The organism is Streptosporangium vulgare (assembly GCF_042428775.1).
Lineage (GTDB): Bacteria > Actinomycetota > Actinomycetes > Streptosporangiales > Streptosporangiaceae > Streptosporangium > Streptosporangium vulgare.
This window is the reverse complement of the sequence record NZ_JBHMBS010000037.1, coordinates 1-18,963: the sequence shown is the minus strand read 5'-3', so window position 1 is coordinate 18,963 and position 18,963 is coordinate 1. Positions and strand designations below refer to the sequence as shown.

17 protein-coding genes and 1 pseudogene are annotated in these 18,963 nt (G+C 68.4%); 9 read left to right on the top strand and 9 right to left on the bottom strand.

Translation table 11 applies throughout. The features are described 5' to 3' along the window. Positions 1 to 38 precede the first annotated feature (38 nt). Complete coding sequence (locus ACFFRH_RS39915) at positions 39 to 344, top strand: hypothetical protein (protein ID WP_386162854.1); 306 nt, start codon at positions 39 to 41, stop codon at positions 342 to 344. An 85-nt stretch (positions 345 to 429) separates the two neighbouring features. Here the strand turns inward: ACFFRH_RS39915 and ACFFRH_RS39910 are convergent, their stop codons facing one another. Both ACFFRH_RS39910 and ACFFRH_RS39905 read right to left on the bottom strand, forming a co-directional pair. Continuing rightward, complete coding sequence (locus ACFFRH_RS39910) at positions 430 to 1,164, bottom strand: calcium-binding protein (protein WP_386162851.1); 735 nt, start codon at positions 1,162 to 1,164, stop codon at positions 430 to 432. Beyond that, the gene (locus ACFFRH_RS39905; RefSeq protein ID WP_386162849.1) at positions 1,161 to 1,757 is read right to left on the bottom strand and encodes a hypothetical protein; all 597 of its coding nucleotides are present in this window, start codon (positions 1,755 to 1,757) and stop codon (positions 1,161 to 1,163) included. Before ACFFRH_RS39905 ends, ACFFRH_RS39910 begins: the two co-directional genes overlap by 4 nt. 155 nt (positions 1,758 to 1,912) lie before the next feature. On the opposite strand from ACFFRH_RS39905, the gene ACFFRH_RS39900 reads away from it, so the two are divergent. The 3 genes and pseudogenes from ACFFRH_RS39900 to ACFFRH_RS39890 all read left to right on the top strand — a co-directional run. Next, complete coding sequence (locus tag ACFFRH_RS39900; protein ID WP_386162846.1) at positions 1,913 to 3,919, top strand: sensor histidine kinase; 2,007 nt, start codon at positions 1,913 to 1,915, stop codon at positions 3,917 to 3,919. Next, positions 3,916 to 4,566, top strand: a complete 651-nt coding sequence (locus ACFFRH_RS39895; RefSeq protein ID WP_386162844.1) for a response regulator transcription factor — start codon at positions 3,916 to 3,918, stop codon at positions 4,564 to 4,566. Before ACFFRH_RS39900 ends, ACFFRH_RS39895 begins: the two co-directional genes overlap by 4 nt. 504 nt (positions 4,567 to 5,070) lie before the next feature. Further along, positions 5,071 to 5,382, top strand: a pseudogene (locus ACFFRH_RS39890) (MazG C-terminal domain-containing protein); the annotation flags it as partial. A gap of 106 nt (positions 5,383 to 5,488) precedes the next feature. On the opposite strand, the gene ACFFRH_RS39885 reads toward ACFFRH_RS39890, so the two are convergent. Next, entirely contained in the window at positions 5,489 to 5,614 is a 126-nt protein-coding gene (locus ACFFRH_RS39885) for a hypothetical protein (RefSeq protein WP_386162841.1), read from the bottom strand. Beyond that, the gene (locus ACFFRH_RS39880) at positions 5,611 to 6,006 is read right to left on the bottom strand and encodes a hypothetical protein (protein WP_386162838.1); all 396 of its coding nucleotides are present in this window, start codon (positions 6,004 to 6,006) and stop codon (positions 5,611 to 5,613) included. The genes ACFFRH_RS39885 and ACFFRH_RS39880 overlap by 4 nt, the downstream gene beginning before the upstream one ends. A gap of 226 nt (positions 6,007 to 6,232) precedes the next feature. Here ACFFRH_RS39880 and ACFFRH_RS39875 point away from each other — a divergent pair, with 226 nt between their 5' ends. Next, the gene (locus ACFFRH_RS39875) at positions 6,233 to 8,773 is read left to right on the top strand and encodes a tetratricopeptide repeat protein (RefSeq protein ID WP_386162835.1); all 2,541 of its coding nucleotides are present in this window, start codon (positions 6,233 to 6,235) and stop codon (positions 8,771 to 8,773) included. Positions 8,774 to 8,860: 87 nt separating this feature from the next. Here ACFFRH_RS39875 and ACFFRH_RS39870 read toward each other — a convergent pair whose 3' ends face one another. Both ACFFRH_RS39870 and ACFFRH_RS39865 read right to left on the bottom strand, forming a co-directional pair. After that, positions 8,861 to 9,526: a tyrosine-type recombinase/integrase gene (locus ACFFRH_RS39870; RefSeq protein WP_386162832.1), complete on the bottom strand. Its 666-nt coding sequence runs from the start codon at positions 9,524 to 9,526 to the stop codon at positions 8,861 to 8,863. Next, complete coding sequence (locus ACFFRH_RS39865) at positions 9,523 to 9,933, bottom strand: hypothetical protein (protein ID WP_386162830.1); 411 nt, start codon at positions 9,931 to 9,933, stop codon at positions 9,523 to 9,525. Before ACFFRH_RS39865 ends, ACFFRH_RS39870 begins: the two co-directional genes overlap by 4 nt. Before the next feature lie 194 nt (positions 9,934 to 10,127). Here ACFFRH_RS39865 and ACFFRH_RS39860 point away from each other — a divergent pair, with 194 nt between their 5' ends. Next, positions 10,128 to 10,403 (top strand): hypothetical protein, encoded by a 276-nt coding sequence (locus tag ACFFRH_RS39860; RefSeq protein WP_386162827.1) that lies wholly within the window; start codon positions 10,128 to 10,130, stop codon positions 10,401 to 10,403. 216 nt (positions 10,404 to 10,619) lie between these two features. On the opposite strand, the gene ACFFRH_RS39855 is transcribed toward ACFFRH_RS39860, so the two are convergent. From ACFFRH_RS39855 to ACFFRH_RS39845, 3 genes are all read right to left on the bottom strand, one after another. Beyond that, positions 10,620 to 13,130 carry a tetratricopeptide repeat protein gene (locus ACFFRH_RS39855; protein ID WP_386162825.1) on the bottom strand — a complete coding sequence of 837 codons (2,511 nt, stop codon included), beginning with the start codon at positions 13,128 to 13,130 and terminating at the stop codon, positions 10,620 to 10,622. 1,069 nt (positions 13,131 to 14,199) lie between these two features. Continuing rightward, positions 14,200 to 14,493: a hypothetical protein gene (locus tag ACFFRH_RS39850; protein ID WP_386162822.1), complete on the bottom strand. Its 294-nt coding sequence runs from the start codon at positions 14,491 to 14,493 to the stop codon at positions 14,200 to 14,202. Between the two features lie 38 nt (positions 14,494 to 14,531). Continuing rightward, a complete protein-coding gene (locus ACFFRH_RS39845) occupies positions 14,532 to 15,782 on the bottom strand; it encodes a hypothetical protein (RefSeq protein WP_386162819.1) in 1,251 nt (416 codons plus the stop codon). Positions 15,783 to 15,854: 72 nt separating this feature from the next. Here ACFFRH_RS39845 and ACFFRH_RS39840 point away from each other — a divergent pair. The 3 genes from ACFFRH_RS39840 to ACFFRH_RS39830 all read left to right on the top strand — a co-directional run bounded on the left by ACFFRH_RS39840 (position 15,855) and on the right by ACFFRH_RS39830 (position 18,395). Further along, positions 15,855 to 16,699 (top strand): IS5 family transposase gene (locus tag ACFFRH_RS39840; RefSeq protein ID WP_386162953.1). Its coding sequence is split into 2 segments (ribosomal slippage): positions 15,855 to 16,215 and positions 16,215 to 16,699, totalling 846 coding nucleotides; the frame shifts between segments, so codons are not numbered across the junction. Positions 16,700 to 17,556: 857 nt separating this feature from the next. Further along, the gene (locus ACFFRH_RS39835; RefSeq protein ID WP_386162817.1) at positions 17,557 to 18,042 is read left to right on the top strand and encodes a GmrSD restriction endonuclease domain-containing protein; all 486 of its coding nucleotides are present in this window, start codon (positions 17,557 to 17,559) and stop codon (positions 18,040 to 18,042) included. Between the two features lie 32 nt (positions 18,043 to 18,074). Then, the gene (locus tag ACFFRH_RS39830; protein WP_386162814.1) at positions 18,075 to 18,395 is read left to right on the top strand and encodes a hypothetical protein; all 321 of its coding nucleotides are present in this window, start codon (positions 18,075 to 18,077) and stop codon (positions 18,393 to 18,395) included. Positions 18,396 to 18,963: the final 568 nt, after the last annotated feature.

Below are 18,963 nucleotides of genomic sequence, written 5' to 3'. Positions count from 1 at the left end.
CACTCAGTTTGGGCTATATCTCTCGAAAAGGACCATCAGTGAAGACCTCCCCCAGCACCCCCGTCACCTCGGCCATGCCGTCTTCGTTACCTGGCCTCGGAGACCTCACCCGTGAAGTGCACCTCCCCGTCCCATCAGCCATGGAGCAGCCCTCCCTGCCCCAGCTCGTCATCGTGTATCAGGTGCAGCCCAATACCGCGGCCCCGAGGGAAGCGCCCGCAACGATCAGCCTCCCCGTCTCCTGGGGGAAGTACGTCTTCACGGCGTTCATCGCCTTCCTCATACTCACGGCACTGATGCTTGGACTGGATCCTGCACCGCTGCTGGCCATCGTCCGGCTTTGACGCCAGCGTGGCCGGTTCCGCACGTCCCGGAAAGAAGATGCGGGCGGCCCGCTGGTGCGGGCCGCCCGTCTATCGCACAGGGAGGTTACTCACAACGGACCGTGGTGTCGGTGCCAGGGCCGCCGTTGCAGACATCGGTGCCGGCGCCGCCGTCGAGTTCGTCGGCTCCGCCGCCACCGTTCAGCTCGTCGGCGTCGGCGTCACCGCGGAGTTCGTCGGCGCCGCCGCCGCCGTTCAGTTCGTCGGCTCCGGCGCCGCCGCTCAGATCGTCGTCGCCGGTGCCGCCGGTGACGACGTCGGCGCCCGCGCCGCCGCGCACGTCGTCGTCGCCCGCGTCACCGCTGAGCTTGTCGTTTCCGTCGTTGCCGCGGACGGTGTCCTCACCGGCGCCGCCGCTCAGCTCGTCGGTGCTCTTGGAGCCGCTCAGGTCGTCGTCGCCGTCGCCGCCGAGCACGGTCACCTTCGGGCCAGCCGAGATGAAGAAGGCCACAGCGTCGTCCTCGTCGCCCAGGTTGACCCTGATTTGGCCGGCAAGCGTGGCCCAGGCGGCGTCCCCGTCGGCGGTGCAGCCCGCGACCTGACCGGCGGCGTCCTCCAGGAGGACCTGGTTGCCGCTTTGGTGGATTTCGAGATCGTTGGCGATACCGGGCTCGGCGGTGTAGGTCAGCACCCCGACCGGGCCCTCCTTGCAGGTCCCGGCGAGGACGGCCGTCGCCGAGGCGGGAGCCGTGAGCGCGGGGAGCAGTAACAGCGCGGTTGCCGTCAGAATCCCCGATCCCCTGAACGCCGCTCGCGCGAAACCGTTTCCGATGTTTGTCATGATGTCTCCTTTTCGTAGTGGTGGTTCGGAGCTTTCGTGGCTGTGTTCACGGCCGGGTTCGTCCAGGTCGCGGAACCCAGCAGAAGCCAGGTGACGCCCCAGCCGATGAGGGCGGGGTAGTTGGGTGCGCCAAAGACGGCGAAGGCCGGCACCATGACGGCGAAGACGTACAGGCCGGTCGCCAGCGTGGCGCGCCCGGTCCAGACCGTGCCGGTACGGGCGCGCAGAACGGCCGCGCCCAGGCAGGTGAGGCCGATTCCGCTAAGAGGGACCGAGACGGTGAAAAGGTTCTCGGAGATGTCGTACGAGAAGCCGATGATCAGTTCGGCGGTGACGAGCGTGACCAGCGCGGCGGTGGCGATGATGGAGCCGATGCGGGCGATCGCGCCGTCGACGGCCCAGGCCGCGGCGAGAGCGAGCAGCCCGGCCAGCCAGAGGATGTGGGCGATGGAGCCGAGGTTGTTAGCGTGGGCGAACGCCGCGGAACGGGGTGTGGTTGGGTCGGCGATGGCGCGCACGCAGGAGGCGATGTGCCGGAGCGAGCCCGCGACGATGGCCGCCGAGGCGAAGCGAGTGGTTCCGACGAAGCGCAAGGGCTCGGTCCTTCCTGGTCCGCTGAGACTCCGATGTTCCAGCGGCCAGATGCCCGTCAGGGCTGGATCTGTCCCGGCTCGATCCGGGCTGTTTTCCCGGTTCGGCCCGGGAAGATCGATAGGCCGGGCTTGACTCGGTATCGCATGATTGAGCGGTGACAAGGTCCCGCACGGTCGTCGCGGTCGGGTGCGCGCTGGTCGTCGCCGAGCTGGCTGTGCTGGCGGTGGCCTGGATCTGGGCACCGTCGATGACGTGGCGGATCGCCGTCGACAGCTTCGTGATCACCCACGGGGTGGCGGGAGCGGCGCTGCTGGGATGCGCCGGGTTACTGGGGTGGCATCGGCCCGCCAACCCCATCGGCTGGCTGTTCTTGGCGGCCGCGATCGGACACACCACGGCCGCGATGATGCCGCCGTTGATCGTGCTGGGCATGTCCGAGGCATGGCCGGTTCCGCTGATCCGGACCCTCACCGCAGTCGGGGTGTACGCCTGGCCATGGACGGTTACGGCCTGTGTCCCAGTGGCTCTGATCCTGTTCCCCGATGGGCGTACGCCCGGTCGCGGCTGGCGGTTCGCGCTGGCCACCGCGTTGATCGTGGCGCCTTTGTTCACGCTCAAGGGAGGGTTGGATCCGGCCGGATTTTGGATCCCCGGCGCGCCGCCGGGCTTTCTGAGTCTGAACTCTTTCGCGGACCTGAAGGGGTTATGGCTGGTGGCCGACCTGGGGGCCCTCTCGGTCAACCTTCTGGCCGCGGCTGCCCTGGTGGCCCGCTACCGCCGAGGCGACGAGGTGGTGCGCCGGCAGTTGCTCTGGCTGGTACTGGCGGCCGTCTTGTCGACCGTGGTGATCGCACCGTTCGTGTTGACACGTAGCGGACCGATCCTGGCGCTGCTGGCGATCAACCTGGTCCCGATCTCGGTCACGGTGGCGATCTTGCGCTATCGCCTGCTGGACATCCGGCTGGTGGTGTCCCGGACGTTGGTGTACGGCCTGCTGACCTCAGGAGTGGTGGGCGTCTACGTTGCCCTGGTGACCCTGCTTGACCACGTGGCCCGGCAGCAGGTGGGGCTCGGTAGCTCACTGCTGGCCACCGGGGTCATCGCCGTCCTGTTCAATCCGGTGCGGGTCCGGTTGCAACGCATAGTCGACATGGCGTTGTACGGCGACAGATCCGACCCGTTGCGTGCGGTTTCGCGCGTGGGTGACCGGCTGACGGCGGACGCGGGCGCCGGGTTGCCCGGCGTGCTCCAGGTGATGGCCGAGGCGTTACGTCTGCCGTATGTGGCGCTCGAAGGCGCCGAGGCGGCCTGCGGGCCGGGGAAACACGGGGTGCCGCTGCACTACAACGGCATCGACATCGGCACGCTGGTGATTGGGCTCCGCGCCGGTGAACACCGCCTCACACCCGCGGACCTGGCGGTGCTTCGCGTGCTGGCCGGGCCGCTCGCGCTGGCCGTCCACGCCACAACCCTTTCGGCCGACCTGCGCCGCGCCCAGGGGCGCATCGTGGCAGCACGGGAGGAGGAACGTCGGCGCCTGCGCCGTGACCTGCACGACGGGCTGGGCCCCACGCTCACCGGCATCTACTTCCAGGCCGAGGCGGTGCGGAACATGCATGATCCCGCCGACGCGGCTGTCGTCGCGCTGCTCACGAACATCCGTGAACAGTCCATGGCCGCCATCGATCACATCCGTCACTTGATCGACGAACTCCGGCCCTCGGAACTGGACAGTCTGGGCCTGGTCGACGCGCTGCGCCAACATGCCATGCATCTGACCGGACGCCCCGGCGGTCCTCCGCTGCAGGTCACGGTCGCCGGTCCTCCCTCGCTGGCGTCTATACCCGCGCCGGTCGAGATCGCCGCATACCGCATCGGCCTCGAGGCGATCACCAACGCGGCGCGACACACCCTCGCCACCAGGGTCGACGTCATCATCGATGTCGTACCGGACGAGGTGCTGACCATCCAGATCCATGACAACGACACGCCCTCGGCGATTCCCTGGGCCGAGGGAACCGGGTTGCGATCCATCCGGGAACGCGCCGCCGAGTTCGGCGGCACCTGCACGGCCGGCCCCGACCAGCAGGGGGGACTTGTGTTCGCCCGGTTGCCCATGACCAACGACCGCCAGGCCACAGCGACGAAAGAAGCGCGATGAGCGACGACTCCACCATCCGTGTCCTGGTCGCGGACGATCACCCGGTTGTCCGCGACGGCCTGTGCGCACTGCTGCGCTCGGTGCCGGGAATCACACCCGTCGCCACCGCAGCCACCGGCCGGGAAGCCATCCGCGGCGCCGTCACCCACAACCCGGACGTCCTGATCTTGGACATCCAGATGCCCGACCTCACCGGCATCGAGGCGGCCAGAGAGATCAGCCGGGTCGCACCTCAGACCGCTGTCGTCATGCTCACCATGTTCCAAGACGACGACTCCCTGTTCGCCGCGATTCGCGCCGGAGCGCGCGGTTACATCCTCAAAGGCGCGGCTCCCGATCAAATCGTCCACGCGATCCGCGCCGCCGCCGGTGGCGAGGCGGTCTTCGGTTCCGGCGTCGCCCGCCGGATACTGGCGTTCCTCAGCGCCGCCCCGGAACAGCACGCCGAGTCCTTCGCCCAGCTCACCCCGCGCGAGCGCGAAGTCCTCGCCCTCATCGCCCAAGGACTGGGCAACCACGCCATAGCCGACCGCCTACGACTCAACACCAAAACGATCAGCAACCACCTTTCCGCCATCTACACCAAACTCGGTGTCGCCGATCGCGCCGAGGCCATCACTCGAGCAAGGAACGCCGGCCTCGCATGACCAAGGGGCGACTGTAGCCGTTCGTCGCCGTCTTTGCCAACGGCCTTGATCGCGGCCCTCGCCGCATCGATGCGGTGCAGCAGTTCGGCGATCTCTGGCGCAGAGCACGGCCTTCAGTGTTCGCACCGAGTTCGTCGGCCAGCCGGTATGCGGCCTCCGACGAAGGCCTTCGTGACCAGCCGGGCAGAGTTCGAAACCACGCAACCGCTCGCCCTAGCTTCACCTGCAGGCTTCGCTGCGGGCAAGCAAAGCCGAACTCAAATCAGGACGAAACGTGCGTCCACTATGCAGCAGGAGGCAACAGAACTAACGTCAGCTTCGAGCCGGTACTGCCAACCTCGATTGCGCACTGCCAAGTGCACCGCCAAGTTCGATGACGTACTGCCAGCTCCGATGACGCCAGACACAGGCCGCTTCACGCCTGAGCGTGTGTCCATAAGCTTGCAAGCTTGAAATCATTAGGCCAGATCACGGATGCGGGCTGATGCGTAGAAACGCAAGAGCGACCCCAGGATCGACGAAGCCGAAGACGGCGGCCGCGCCATCGCCATCGCCATCGCCATCGAAGAAGGCATCTCCGCGCTCGTGTTCTCCTACGCCGCCCGCCACGGCTACTTCGAGAACGTACGCCACATCGACCACGAGTTCCTCAAGACCATCGCCACCATGACCTCCCACCTCGAAGTGAACGTCCTGCGTGCCGCCGACTGGGAACAGGCGATCATGACCGGATACGCCGCCTGGCGACAGCTTCGCGCGAACGCAGGAGGCACCCTCCACCTCGACCTGGACCGACAGACGCTAACCGTCGAGTAACTCGCCCACGACGATGCCGAACAGCTACCCGGGGTGTGCCCCGGCCTCCGCTTTAGGCGCGAAAGCCGGGGGCGAGGTGGACGGGATGCGGGGTGCGGGGTGCGGGTTAGCGGTGGGTGATCCACCAGATGGTCAGCGCGATGGGTGCCGAGGCAGCGGCCGCGGCGGCGCTGCGCACCGCGGCGGCCAGGGCGGCGCGGGCCAGGCGGCGTAGAAACGGGCGGTCGATCATGAGCGGTTCTCCTTACCGCGGGCCCCGGTGCGCTGCTCGCCCGGGGCGGTGCCCTCATGAAGCCGCTTCGGAGGGTTTTCCGGATCCGCTCGCATCGGCCCGGTGGGGCAGGCAGGGTAGGAGACCTCGGGGAATGGGGTGATGGGTGGCTTTTCCGGACGGTTTCGATCCGGATCCGGATGCGTGAGAGGTAGCAAGGTGAGCGGCTCCAGCGACTCGACGAACGCGGCAGGGGCTGCGGGCGCGGTGGATGCGACCGGCAGGTACGCCGCCGCGCTCCGGGCGTTGCACGCGGCGGCCGGTGCGCCGGACGGGGCGATGATCCAGCGGAATGCGGCCGCGCAGTTGCCGCCGTTGAAGGTGTCGCTTGCGTCGTGGAGTGATTGGCGCAACGGCCGTAACGTCCCGTCGGACCGGAAGGTCGCCGACTGGTTGATCGTCTTCCTGCGTGGCCGCGCCCGGCAGAAGTCTCCCGCCTATGGTGTGCCGCCTGCCGTGTGGTGGGAGGAGCTCCGTCAGCGGGCGCGGGCCGAGCGCCGGCAGGGGAGGGGGCGTGGTGGACGTCCCCTCACTCCTCACCCGCCGGCCCCCACCTCGCAGAAAGTGGAGAGCGAGCCGGTGCGGTACTGGGTTGGGGTGGTGCCCCGGGCCGCGGACTGCTTCCAGACCCGCCAGATCGCCGACCGGCTCACCGAGGCCGCTCAAGACGGCGAGACGGTGGTGGTCTCACAAGTGCTGGCCGGGATGGGCGGGATCGGCAAAACCCAGCTCGCCGCCGCCTACGCCCGCCGGACGTGGGAGCAGCGGGAGGTGGGTGTACTGGTGTGGGTGAGCGCGACTTCCCGCTCGCAGATCCTGGCCGCCTATGCCCAGGCCGCCACTGAGCTCGGCCTGCCCACTGACCCCGGCGACGTCGAACAGGCCGCCAGGCGGTTTCTCACCTGGGCCCAGACCACGCCGACGGCGTGGCTGGTGGTGCTCGACGATGTGCAGGACCCCGCCGACGTGCGGGAGCTGTGGCCCTCGGGCGCAGTTGGGCGCGTGGTGGTCACCACCCGACGCCGGGACGCGGCCCTGGCCGGTCAAAGTCGCCGGGTGGTGGATGTGGGGGTGTTCACCAAGGCAGAGGCACGCGCCTACCTGAGCGCCAAGCTCGCCGTTCACGACCGCGTCGACAGCGACGCCGAGATCGACGCGCTGACCGCTGACCTGGGATATCTGCCGCTGGCGCTGGCGCAGGCGGCCGCCTACCTGATCGACGCGCACCTGGACTGCGCCGGCTACCGGGAGCGGCTGGCCGATCGGCGCCGCAGGCTGGCCGAGGTGGTGCCCGAGGAAGGTGCTCTGCCCGATGACCACCCCGCGATCGTGGCCGCGGCCTGGTCGTTGTCGATCGACCGCGCCGAACGTGCCCGGCCCGCCGGACTGGCCCGGCCCCTGCTGCAGGTGGCAGCGGTGCTGGATCCGCACGGCATCCCGCAGGCCGCCCTGACCAGCACCCCGGTGCTGGCCCACCTGGCCGCCGAACAACGTCCCCGGGCCACGAGGGAGGTGTCGGCTGCCGACGCCCGCGACGGGCTGCGGGTGTTGCACCGCTTCAGCCTCATCGACCACGACCCCACCGCATCCTCTCAAGAGGTACGGATCCACCGGCTCATCCAGCGCGCCACCCGCGAGACCCTCTCCCGCGCCGAGTCGACCGCCGTCGCGCATGTCGCCGCCGATGCCTTGCTGGAGGTCTGGCCGGACGCCGAACGCGATCAGGCCGGCCCCGTTCTGCGCGCGAACACCGCCACCTTGCACACCCTCACCGGAACCGCCCTGTGGGAATGGAACGACATGGCCCACCCGATCCTGCTCCGCGCCGCGACCAGCCTCGGCGACAGCGGACAGGTTCACGCGGCCGTCACCGAATACACCCGGCTGCATGCCACCATGACCCGGCTTCTCGGCCCCGACCACCTCGCCACCCTGATCACCCGCAACAACCTGGCGCACTGGCGAGGGCTGGCCGGTGATGCGACGGGTGCGGCGGCCGCGTTCAACGATCTTCTCACCGATCGCTTGCGGGTGTTGGGCCCCGACCACCCCGACACCTTGACCAACCGCAACAACCTGGCGCACTGGCGGGGGGCGGCAGGTGATGCGGCGGGTGCGGCCGCGGCGTTCAAGGACCTCCTCGCCAATCGCTTGGAAGTGCTTGGTGCCGACCACTCCGACACCCTGATCACGCGACACAACCTGGCGAGCTGTCGAGGGACGGCCGGTGATGTGGCAGGTGCGGCCGCGGCATTCGAGGACCTTCTCACCGATCGCCTGCGGTTGCTGGGGCCCGACCACCCCGACACCCTAATGACCCGCAACAACCTGGCGTACTGGCGGGGGGTGGCAGGCAACGCGGCGGGTGCGGCCGCCGCGTTCGAGGACCTCCTCACCGACTATGTGCGGATGCTGGGTCCCGACCATCCCAAGACCCTGGCCGTCGGCAACAACCTGGCGTACTGGCGGGGGCTGGCCGGTGACGCGGCGGGTGCGGCCGCCGCGTTCGAAGACCTCCTCACCGACTACCTGCGGGTTCTGGATCCCGACCACCCCAACACCTTGACCGCTCGGAACAATCTGGCGACCTGGCGGGGGCTGGCCGGTGACGCGGCGGGTGCGGCCGCCGCGTTCGAGGACCTCCTCACCCATCGCCTGCGGGTGTCGGGTCCCGACCACCCCGACACCCTGATGACCCGTAACAATCTGGCGAGCTCACGAGGGCTGGCCGGTGATGCGGCGGGTGCGGCCGCCGCGTTCGAGGACCTCCTCACCGACTACCTGCGGGTGCTGGGCCCCGACCACCCCGACACCCTGACCGCCCGCAACAACCTGGCGGACTGGCGGGGGCAGGCCGGGGATCGGGCGGGTGCGGCCGCCGCGTTCAACGACCTTCTCGCCGATCGCCTGCGGGTGCTGGGCCCCGACCACCCCGACACCCTGATCAGCCGCAACAACCTGGCGCACTGGCGGGGGGCGGCAGGCGATGCGATGAGCGCTGCCACCGCACTCGACGACCTTCTCGCCGACTGCCTGCGGGTGCTGGGCCCCGACCACCCTGACACCCTGACCACCCGCAACAACCTGGCGTATTGGAAGGAGCAAGCGGGATTCGCATAGACGATCAGCCAACGGAGGCGATTACAGGGCTCCCATAGCCCTTGCAACGACCACGAGCTCAACACGGCCGTTCGTACCGTCTCGCCGTCAGTAGTCCAGGGCGCGGTCGACCAGGTCGGCGACCTCGGTGGCCGAGGCGCGGAAGTATCGGGCAGTGGTCTCGATGGAGATGTGCCCGAGGAGGGCTTGGATCTGGGCGTGGTCGGCGTCGGCTTCGCGGAGCCGGGTGGCGTAGGTGTGGCGCAGTCGGTGCGGGCGCAAACCAGGTAAGCGGGCGTCTTTGCCGACGGCGCGGACCACGTCGGTGACGCCGTCGACCGACAGCCGTCCGCGCTGTCCGGTCCACAGCCCATCCCCGACCTGCTCCGCCAGCGCGGGCCGCGCCGCCAGCAGCTCGGCGCGCATCTGCAACCACGCGGTCAAGCGTTCGCGAGCCGGGACCGGCAGCGGGACGGTGCGCACCTCATCCCCTTTGCCGTGCAAGCGGGCGGTGCCGCTGCGCGCGGTGATCGACATGTCGGTGACGCGCAGGCGTTGGCATTCCTCGGCGCGGGCGCCGGCGCCGAGCAGGACGGCGATGAGGGCTGCGTCGCGGGGGCCGCGGCGGTCGGCGGCGCGGTGGACCACGTTCTCCTGCGCCCGCGACAACGCATCCGGGGCACCGGGCTTAGGAACCCGGGCGCGCTTGACCGCCAGGCGCAGGGCGGGCCCGTGTTCATACAGCAACGTCACCGCGGCCAGCGCCTGGTTCACCGTCGCCGGCGACGCCCCCGCGGCGAGCAGGTGCCGGCGCCAGGCAGTGACGGCGGCCTCGCGCCGACCAGGTCGACGAACGCGTCCGCGTGCTCAGCCGCCCGGGCGAGCAACCACTCCCGGTAGGCCAGCGCTTGGCGCCGGTAGGCGGTCACCGTGTTCTTCGCGAGCGCGCACCGATCGAGATGCGTGCCGAACGCGGCGAGTGCCGTCTCTGCGGCGACCGCCACCGACCCCGCCTCACGACCGGGCCGGAGCACCACCACATTGCCCGCCCCGGAGACACCTCGATCGACAATGCGATTGTCGACCGGGCCGCCGCCCTGCTCGCCATCGCGATCGTCAACCTGGTTGCCGGTCTCCCCGTCGCCACCGTTGTTGATCTTGCTGTCGGCGCTCGTGGTCACTCGCCGGACCCCCTCCTTCTTATCCAGGGAGTAACGAGGCGGCGAGGCGCAGGCGCCTGTCAACGGGTCGTTGACGCATGAGTGGCGGTGGTGCGATCCCGCTCGGGAGACCTCTCGCGTCAACGGGCCGTTGACATAGAGGGATGGAGGGGGGCCGGGCGGCGGAGCCGACCGCTCGACGAAGGGGAGAGCTCGTGAGCCGTTCGGCGCAGGTTCGCCGGTTGGTCGCCGCGCTGGAGCGGGCCGCCGGGGTGGCCGTCGAGGCCGAGGTGGGCTCGGTACGGCCGAGCAGATCCGCGCCTGGCAGCGGCACCTGCAGACCGCACCAGCCCCCGCCCTGCTGGCCGCCGCGGCCGCCGATCCTGGGGCCGGGCCGCTCGCACGGATCGCCGCCCTCACCCTGGCCTCCCAGGTGCGGGCTGAGCTGGAGGCGCTGCTCGCCCATCACGACCATGCCGAACTGGCGCTGATCACCGGGCTGCGAGCTGAGGGCACGGCGTGGGCTCAGATCGGCCGCGCGTTGGGCACCACTCGCCAGGGCGCCGCCCAACGCGCCGACCGACTCACCACCCGCGTCAACGGGGCGTTGACACAATAGTGAACGGATGATCACTTCTGCTCGTCCGTGATTCACTTGGGTAGGTCGATCAGTGCTCACGCCGCTAGATGCCGAACAGGCGCCGCCACTACGAGGAGCGCGAGCTCTTGGCCGTACGAGCCACTGCATAGTTGTCTCGTACTGTCCGGGTCCTCGGATGGTCGGCGCCCAGCACCCTCTCGCAGTCGGCCAGCGTCGCTTCGTACATGGTGATCGCCTCCGCCACCCGACCCACCGACCCATAGGCGTTGGCGAGGTTGCTGCGGCTGGTCAGGGTGTGGGGGTGGTCGGCGCCCAACACCCTCTCGCGCTCGGCCAGCGTCGCCTCATGCATGGTGATCGCCTCCGCCACCCGACCCACCGACCCATAAGCGCCGGCGAGGTCGTTGCGGCTGGCCAAGGTGTCGGGGTGGTCGGCGCCCAACACCCTCTCGCGCTCGGCCAGCGTCGCCTCATGCATGGTGATCGCCTCCGCCACCCGGCCCACCGACCCATAAGCGCCGGCGAGGTTGCTGCGGCTGGCCAAGGTGTCGGGGTGGTCGGCGCCCAACACCCGCTCCTGTTCAGCCAGCGTCGCCTCATGCATGGTGATCGCCTCCGCCACCCGACCCGCCGACCCATAAGCGCCGGCGAGGTTGCTGCGGCTGGCCAAGGTGTCGGGGTGGTCGGCGCCCAACACCCGCTCCTGTTCAGCCAGCGTCGCTTCGTACATGGTGATCGCCTCCGCCACCCGACCCGCCGACCCATAGGCGTTGGCGAGGTTGCTGCGGCTGGTCAGGGTGTGGGGGTGGTCGGCGCCCAGCACCCTCTCGCGCTCGGCCAGCGTCGCTTCGTACATGGTGATCGCCTCCGCCACCCGACCCGCCAACCCATAAGCGCCGGCGAGGTCGTTGCGGCTGGCCAAGGTGTCGGGGTGGTCGGCGCCCAACACCCTCTCGCGCTCGGCCAGCGTCGCCTCATGCATGGTGATCGCCTCCGCCACCCGACCCGCCAACCAATAGGTGCTGGCAAGGTTGCTGCGGCTGGCCAAGGTGTCGGGGTGGTCGGCGCCCAACACCCGCTCCTGTTCAGCCAGCGTCGCTTTGTACATGGTGATCGCCTCCGCCACCCGACCCGCCGACCCATAGGCGCCGGCGAGGTTGCTGCGGCTGAGTAGGGTGTCGGGGTGATCGGCGCCCAGCACCTTCTCGTGGTCGGTGAGGACGTGGGTGAGCACCTCGATTGCGCGGGGCAGATCAGCCAGGTGATACAGATAGGTGCCGCACCAGGAGCGCAAAGTGAGCAGTTCAGCGGAGTGTGGGGCGTGGGTGTGCAGGGCGGTGGTCTGTTCGTGGAGTGTCTCGACAGCGCTACGGGCGCTCCAGGTCGCCTCTTCGTCCGGGATCGTGTCGTTGAGCGCGGCCAGCACGGTGGTGGCATGGTCGATGAGGGCGCTGAACTGGTCGTCGTGGTGAGCGCGTTCGCATAGGACTCGCTGGACCAGGCGGTGCATCACGATCGTTGAACCATCAGCGGTGAAGGTGATCAGTGAGGTGTCGGCCAGCTCGGCCAGCACTCCATCCACCCGCGCCCGGCCGGCGAGATCAGCCTGCGAATCGGTGTCCGGAGCGGGGGTGGGATTGGGATACAGCAGGTAGCGGGGGATACCCGCGGGGGAAAGCACTGCCAGCACTCCCAACAAAGAGCCAGCCTCCTCGATGGTGGTCTCGGCCTGGTGCACTGCCAGGAGCATCGCTTGCGCGGCCCCGGCCGGATACCCCTCCCCAGCTTGGGCCGGCAGGTAGTCGGCCAGTGGGAAGTCTTGGAGCAGGCGCAGGTAGTCGGCGTAGGGGATGCGGCGCTGGGCGATGACGGCCGCGGCCTGAGACACCGCCAGCGGCAACCGACCCAGCTCATCGGCGACCCGATCAGCATCACCCTGGTCGGCTTCGCCGGTCCGGCCGGTGCGCTCGGCCAGCAGGCGCCGAGCCTCGGCGGGAGTGAAAGCGGCGACCTCCACCGGCGCGTAGATGCGGCTGAAGGCGGCGTTGCGAGAAGTGATGACCACCCGCGCCGCGCCGGTGGCCGGGCACCAGCGCCGCACCAGCTCAGGGTCGGCGGCGTTGTCGAACACCACCAGGCACCGCTGATCGGCGGCCGCCAGCCAATTCTTTGCCCGGCTTGCCGCGGTGTGTGCGTCATCGTCGGCGCCCCGCACCCCCAACCGTTCAGCGAGGGCGGCCAGGCCGGTGAGGATCTGCTCCTGGCTTTCGGCCGCGATCCAGGCCACCACTGGCCACCGCGCCGCTTGACACGCCCAGGCGTAGGAGGCGGCCAGCACGCTCTTGCCCACCCCGGGGGTGCCGGTCAGTGCGCACACCACCGCCGCCCCCCGCGCCGCCACCTGCTCGGCCAGATATTTCACCAACTCCGCACGGGGCTGAAACCCAGGCGGTTGGCGGGGAATGTCACCCTCGACGATCTGTGGCCGCTCCTGGTGGTCGGCCGGGGGGTGGTAGTGCTCGATGTAGGCGTCGACCTTCCCGAACACCTTGTCATGGAAAGCACCGTGCAGCTCAACGTGATCACCGCTGTAGCCGCCGCGGGGGTTGCTACTCACGGCTATGACGACGAAGACGGCGGCGCAGGTGCGGATGAGGGCCGAGGCGAAGGCGGGTGGTTGTGCTGGACGCCCTTGCCCTGGACCGGGCCGTGGAAGGTGCCGTGGATCTCCACATGATCCCCGCCATAGGAACGCCCCGCCCCAGGCTGCGATGACGAGTTCGGGGAGGGCGAGGGCGATGATGCTCCCGCTCCCGCCGTTGACTGTGCCGCTGGGCTGGTCACGACCGGGGCGTCAGGAGTCGTTTCGGCCGGTGCGGAACCCGGGGAGGGTTGTTTCAGGCCGTACAGGGCCACGCCGAGCCCAGCCAGGCCGGTGATCGCGGCGATCACACTGGCCAGCCGATCCCCCTCCTCCAACCCGACCCCGGCCACATAACCGCCCAACCCCGCGGCCACCGCGATCAGGATCCCGCCCGCCCACACCAGCGCACCTCTCCTCATACACGCCATCATCAACCCTGCCAAAGGGCCACGAAAGGTGATCGGCCAAATACGTAACCACCAATGCTCACCGCGCGCCCTCAAGCTCTGCCGGGCGCTCGTCTTGGTGTGCAGGGAAGGGGCCACCCGCTCGCCTTCCCGGATAATCAGAGTTATCCATGGAGTTGCGGAACGACGAGGCGGAGGTGCGTGTCAACGGGTCGTTGACGCGCAGGGAAAGGTCTCGGTCCTGGCCCGAAAACGCCTAGTGGCGTACCTGCTCGCGGTGGCGCGCGACGTCCGAGAGCCCGCCAGCGCCCTCTACCTCTACGCAGAGACCGCAGGGTCGCACTCTCCGCCGGAGTAGGAAATCGGCGATGATCTGCCGTTCCCCTGGCCAGGCCATCGGAAGTCAGCGCCATCCCGGACGGGCGCCTCTACCGATCGTCGCCGTTCACAAAGGCCACGATCGCCGCAATCATGAACCCCACCGCAGCGACTGCGCAGATGACAAGCGTGAAGTACAGAGACAGCCGAGTGGATCCGTTCTTGAGCGATACGTAGGAAGCGGCCGACGCGGCCGCCGACTGTACACCGCAGAGATGCGTGTATGCGTGTGACAAGAAAATACCGCCGGGTCTAGGTCAGATCCCGAACAGCTCCAGTTGCTTGCCCTGGCTGGGTTCGGGCTCCTCGGGGGTCACCAGTTTCAGGCAGCGCGGGCAGGTGACCGGTCCCCGGTCCGGGTGGGTGGCGCCCGGGTCCCAGCCGCTGACGCCGACCATGCAGGCCGGGCCGGGCATCCGTTCCCCGCCGAGCCACCGGGTCATCACGACCGCGTGCACGATGCCGCTGGAGCGCACCCGCAGGTTGGAGTCCGCGTACGCCGACCGCGCCGCAGCGGCGAGCGCCTCATACAGGTCGGAGGCGTCCGTCATGCAGCCCACCCTAAAGCAGCAGGCTGCCGATCATCCGCTCACCAGCGGGCAGCATCGGTTTCTATCCTGGACACCCTCAGGACCCCGTAGGTCGTCGTCCCGTCCTCATGCCTTTGTTCCAGGGATACCCCTCCGCCATCTGACAGGGTGAGCCACGCATTCGTCTCCCCTTTGGTGAAGGATTGGCTCCGATATATGCCCGCCTCGGCGTACACGGCGCCGATTCGGGGGGGGTCGTTGTACGCGCCATGGCTTACCTGTATGCCAGATTCAGGAAAGCTGATCCATCCGTCGGTGGTGCTTTTCCCCTGGACCCGTGCGGCGTTCACCCGGTTAACTGCGATGCTGTCGGCCAGGACCGTTCCCTGGCTGCCGGAGTTGGTGGAGACCTCCACCCCGTAGGTGTTGAAGGTGAGGCCTCCGGTGTTCGCCTTCCCTTGGACCCGTTCGGTATTCACCTGGTTGACTGTGATTCTGTCGGCGATGACCCCCCCGGTGGCCACGCCGCTGACGGTGGCCTCGCCGGCGTGCAAGGTGCCCAGGTCATTGGAGCCGCGCGCGCGCCGTACGGTCGCCCCGCCCGGGGAGAAGGCGACGGCTCCGTCGCCGCTGTTCGGTCCTCCTACCCACGGGGTGTCGATGCCGGTGGTGGCGGTGAGGGTGTCCAGGACGGGATTGCGCACCTGAACGGTCGTGGTGAGGAAGTGCTGCTGCTGAGTGTTGGGGTTGGTGGCGATGAGGATGTAGGTGGTAGCCCGCTTCGGAGCGTCGGGCGGTGACCAGCTGCCCCGGGAGACGGGGACGGGCTGCGGCGCGCCCGGGTACGTGATCTCGTAGCGGAAGCCGGCGGACTGCTCCCAGCGCAGTGTGAGCTTTTCACCGGCGTCCACCATGGCCTTGTCCGGATGGAAGTCGCGCGGCGCCGGGAGCTCCTTTGGTGCGGTCTTCACCAGCGCTACCGCCGCGAAGCTGGTGCTCAGGCGGGCGGTTTTGGTTCTGCTGGTGTTCTCGGTCACCGTCAGCACGGCTAGCCCGGCGGTGGGGGCGACGGTGACGTTCTCCAGCGTCAGCACCATGTAGTCGCCGGGGGCGAAAGGGGTTCTGCCGCCAGGGGCGGTGGCCTGGAAGGCGTTGGAGCCCTGTGGTCCCGGCTGGACGTTCACCGACGACCGGGTGCCCGACCGGGTGCCGTGCTCGCCCTTGGGCTTGATCTTGTTGAAGTCCGAGGTGAGGTCGCCGGCGCCGTTGCCGACGGGCACCTCCACCGTGATCGTGGACCAGTACGCCACCTGCTGCCCGGTGTTGGTGATGACTAGGCCGTGTCTTCAATGTGATCTTGTTTTGCGATCATGCTCAGCGTGATTCGCCGGTATGAACTAACCGATGAGGAATGGGAGAAGCTGCAGCCGTTTCTCCCATCTGGGCTGATGGGCCGTCCACGGGACGACGACCGCCGCGTGCTCAACGGCATCGTGTGGAAGATCCGTTCCGGGGCGGCCTGGCGGGATGTCCCGGCCAGGTACGGGTCCTGGCAGAGCATCTACACCCGCTTTCGCCGCTGGGCCTTGGACGGCACCTTCACCCACATGCTGCAAGCCCTTCAAGCTGACGCTGATGCCCGAGCCGACATTGATTGGCTGGTCGCGGTCGATTCGACCGTCGTGCGTGCCCACCAGCACGCCGCCGGGGCCAAAAAGGGGGACCAGCCCCAGACGAGCCGGCAGATCACGCCCTCGGCCGATCCCGTGGCGGACTGACCACCAAAATCCATCTGGCCTGCGACGGACACGGACGACCGCTGTCGTTCGTCATCACCGGCGGCAACGTCAACGACTGCACTCGCCTGGAGCAGGTCTTGCAATCCATCCGCGTTCCCCGCCTGGGCCTGGGACGCCCCCGCACCCGCCCCGACCATGTGGTGGCCGACAAGGGCTACAGCTCCCGCGCCATCCGCACCTACCTGCGGCGACGCGGGATCAGCCACACCATTCCCGAGCGGAGCGACCAGATCGCCAACCGAGCCAACCGCGGTAGCAAAGGCGGTCGCCGACCAGCCTTCGACCGCGACCTCTACAAGCGCCGAAACGTTGTCGAACGCTGCTTCAACCAGCTCAAACAGTCCCGCACTTTGGCCACCCGCTACGACAAGACCGCCACTTCATACACCGCCGTCATCACCATCGCCGCGATTCTCCTCTGGCTCTAAGCACTTCGAAAACACGACCTAGGTACACCGTTCCCGTGGACGGGGATCGATTGGCCGCTGACGCTTCCAGGGGCGCCGGGTCGGTGATGAGGGTGTAGGTCAGCATGGTCATGGTCACGACTCCTTTTCTTGGAGGACGGCGCGGGCCGATGGCCCGCCCGCGGCAAGAGGACCGGGCCGGGCAGGACAGGCGGCGACATGGGTCGCGTATCCGAAATCCGCCTGTGACGCACCGCAGAAAATCACCTCTAGATCCAATCGCTCAGCGTTGGAGCGTGACAAGATCGCTCAAGGCGGCCATAACAGGGCGGTTCGGCAATATCATCAGCGTCTTGACAAGCATTGGGACCATGCGTCGCTGACCGTCGGTGAACGCCCGCCATTCCCATCAGGACCGTCGCTCCCTACGACGAGCCCCGGCGGTAAGAAACCGGCGCCCTCCTCCCGAACGTGGCCCCAGCCCCAATTGAGCTGATCAGTGCAGGTCACCGAGGTTCCAAGAAGATCGTGTTCTCGGAAGGGGAGACACTACCGACTTTCGAGAACACACGTGATTCCGGTTTGAAACCCCAGCTCGGCACTTCCGAGAAAGGCCCGACGCTCGGGTCGGTGTCACCAGGGGAAAAGTAGCTCAGCGTGAGGTCTGACCGGACAGAACGTTAACTCTGTCCGGTCTTCTGAATCACATCCGTCCAGGTCAGCGCCCTAGGACGCCTGAACGCCGTGATTCGGCCACTGCCCCGCCCCGGTTGTCCACAGCCGTAACCGCTCCGGCGGCCACCCGCCGTCCGGGTCCTCTGACCAGCGCGGACGCTCTACTTTGCGTCTGGTGACACCGACCCGAGCGCCGGGCCTCGATGGCCGGCTACAGCCGCGCGAAGTTCCCGCACTGGATCAGCCAGTCGCGCAAGGGCGCCGGCTGCGACACCCGGGAGGTGGTGCTGGCCCGCGACGGCCGCAACGTCACCCGCGATGAGGAGTGCAAAGCGATCTCGGGGAGTTGGCGGTCGCTGTATGACAACCGCACCTACACCCGCGCCGCCAGCGTGGACATCGACCACATGGTGCCCTTGGCCAACGCCTGGCGCTCGGGCGCCAACACCTGGAGCACTCAGCGGCGCCGCGCGCTGGCCAACGACCTGACCCGCCCGCAGCTGATCGCGGTCTCGGCCGCCTCCAACCGCTCCAAGGGCGATCAGAGCCCGGATCAGTGGCAGCCGCCCCAGCGCTCGTATTGGTGCGTGTACGCCCGCGCCTGGGTGCAGGTCAAGAAGTGCTACGCGCTTACCGTCACCGCCCCGGAGAAGAAAACGCTGGCCACGATGCTGGACACCTGCAGGTAAGCAGGGTGCGGGCCGGGCAGATCGGAGCAGCGATGAGCGACGCGAGCGGTAAGGCCATCAGCAACGCGGCCGGTAAGCAGTACCGGGGTGAGGCGGTTGCCGGGCCGGGTGGGGTGATGACCGACGAGGCCGGCGTCATCACCGGGGATCTCACCGTGGCCATCACCCTCTCCAACGACCAGACGCAGGCGCAGGTGCGGGTGCAGTACACCGGCGCCGAGGAGTGGTACACGATGACCGGCAGCCCCGTCCCGCTCGCCGGCCGCACCGCGCAAGCGGTGAGAAGCGCGATCGTGCGTGCCGTTCGCGACCGGCTCCCCGAAGAACTCCCTGACAAGGCCGGCAACCGGTGAGGAGCGCCCCGGAACGTCCCCCCAAGGCGCACCACTGTTCCTGAGCGGGGCTGGCGCGCTACTCCTCCTGTGGAACTCCTCCACGGGAGCGGGCCCCTCGGCGAGCCATAGGCGCCCGTGTGCACGCGAGGGCAAGCCCTGAGCCGTACGGAGCTTGCGGGTGTACGGACTGGCCAGGCTCCCGTACGAGGCCGTATGGGGCGTGTACGGGGGTTGAGGAACATCCGCACGGAAACTGGCGGTAAGGGCGTTGCCGCAGATAACGGGGCTGCTTCGGGTGAAGACAGACGTGCGAAGCCGCAGGCCATCTTCACCATTGGTACGGATAACAGACTGTTATCCGTGGCGGGCCATCACGGAGCCTACAAGCGCCAATTTCCGGTCCGATGTTCCTCGACCCCCAAGTGGCGAACACGACCAGATCGCCTCGCTGCCACCGGCGTGACTTGTGTCCTGGTTCGCCGTGTCCGAGTGTTGAGGCATGAAGATCTTGATTGCCCTTGTCGCCGTGCTGCTGTTGGCCATCGTGAATGGCTGCGGTGTGGTGCGGACGCAAAAAGCCGGGCCG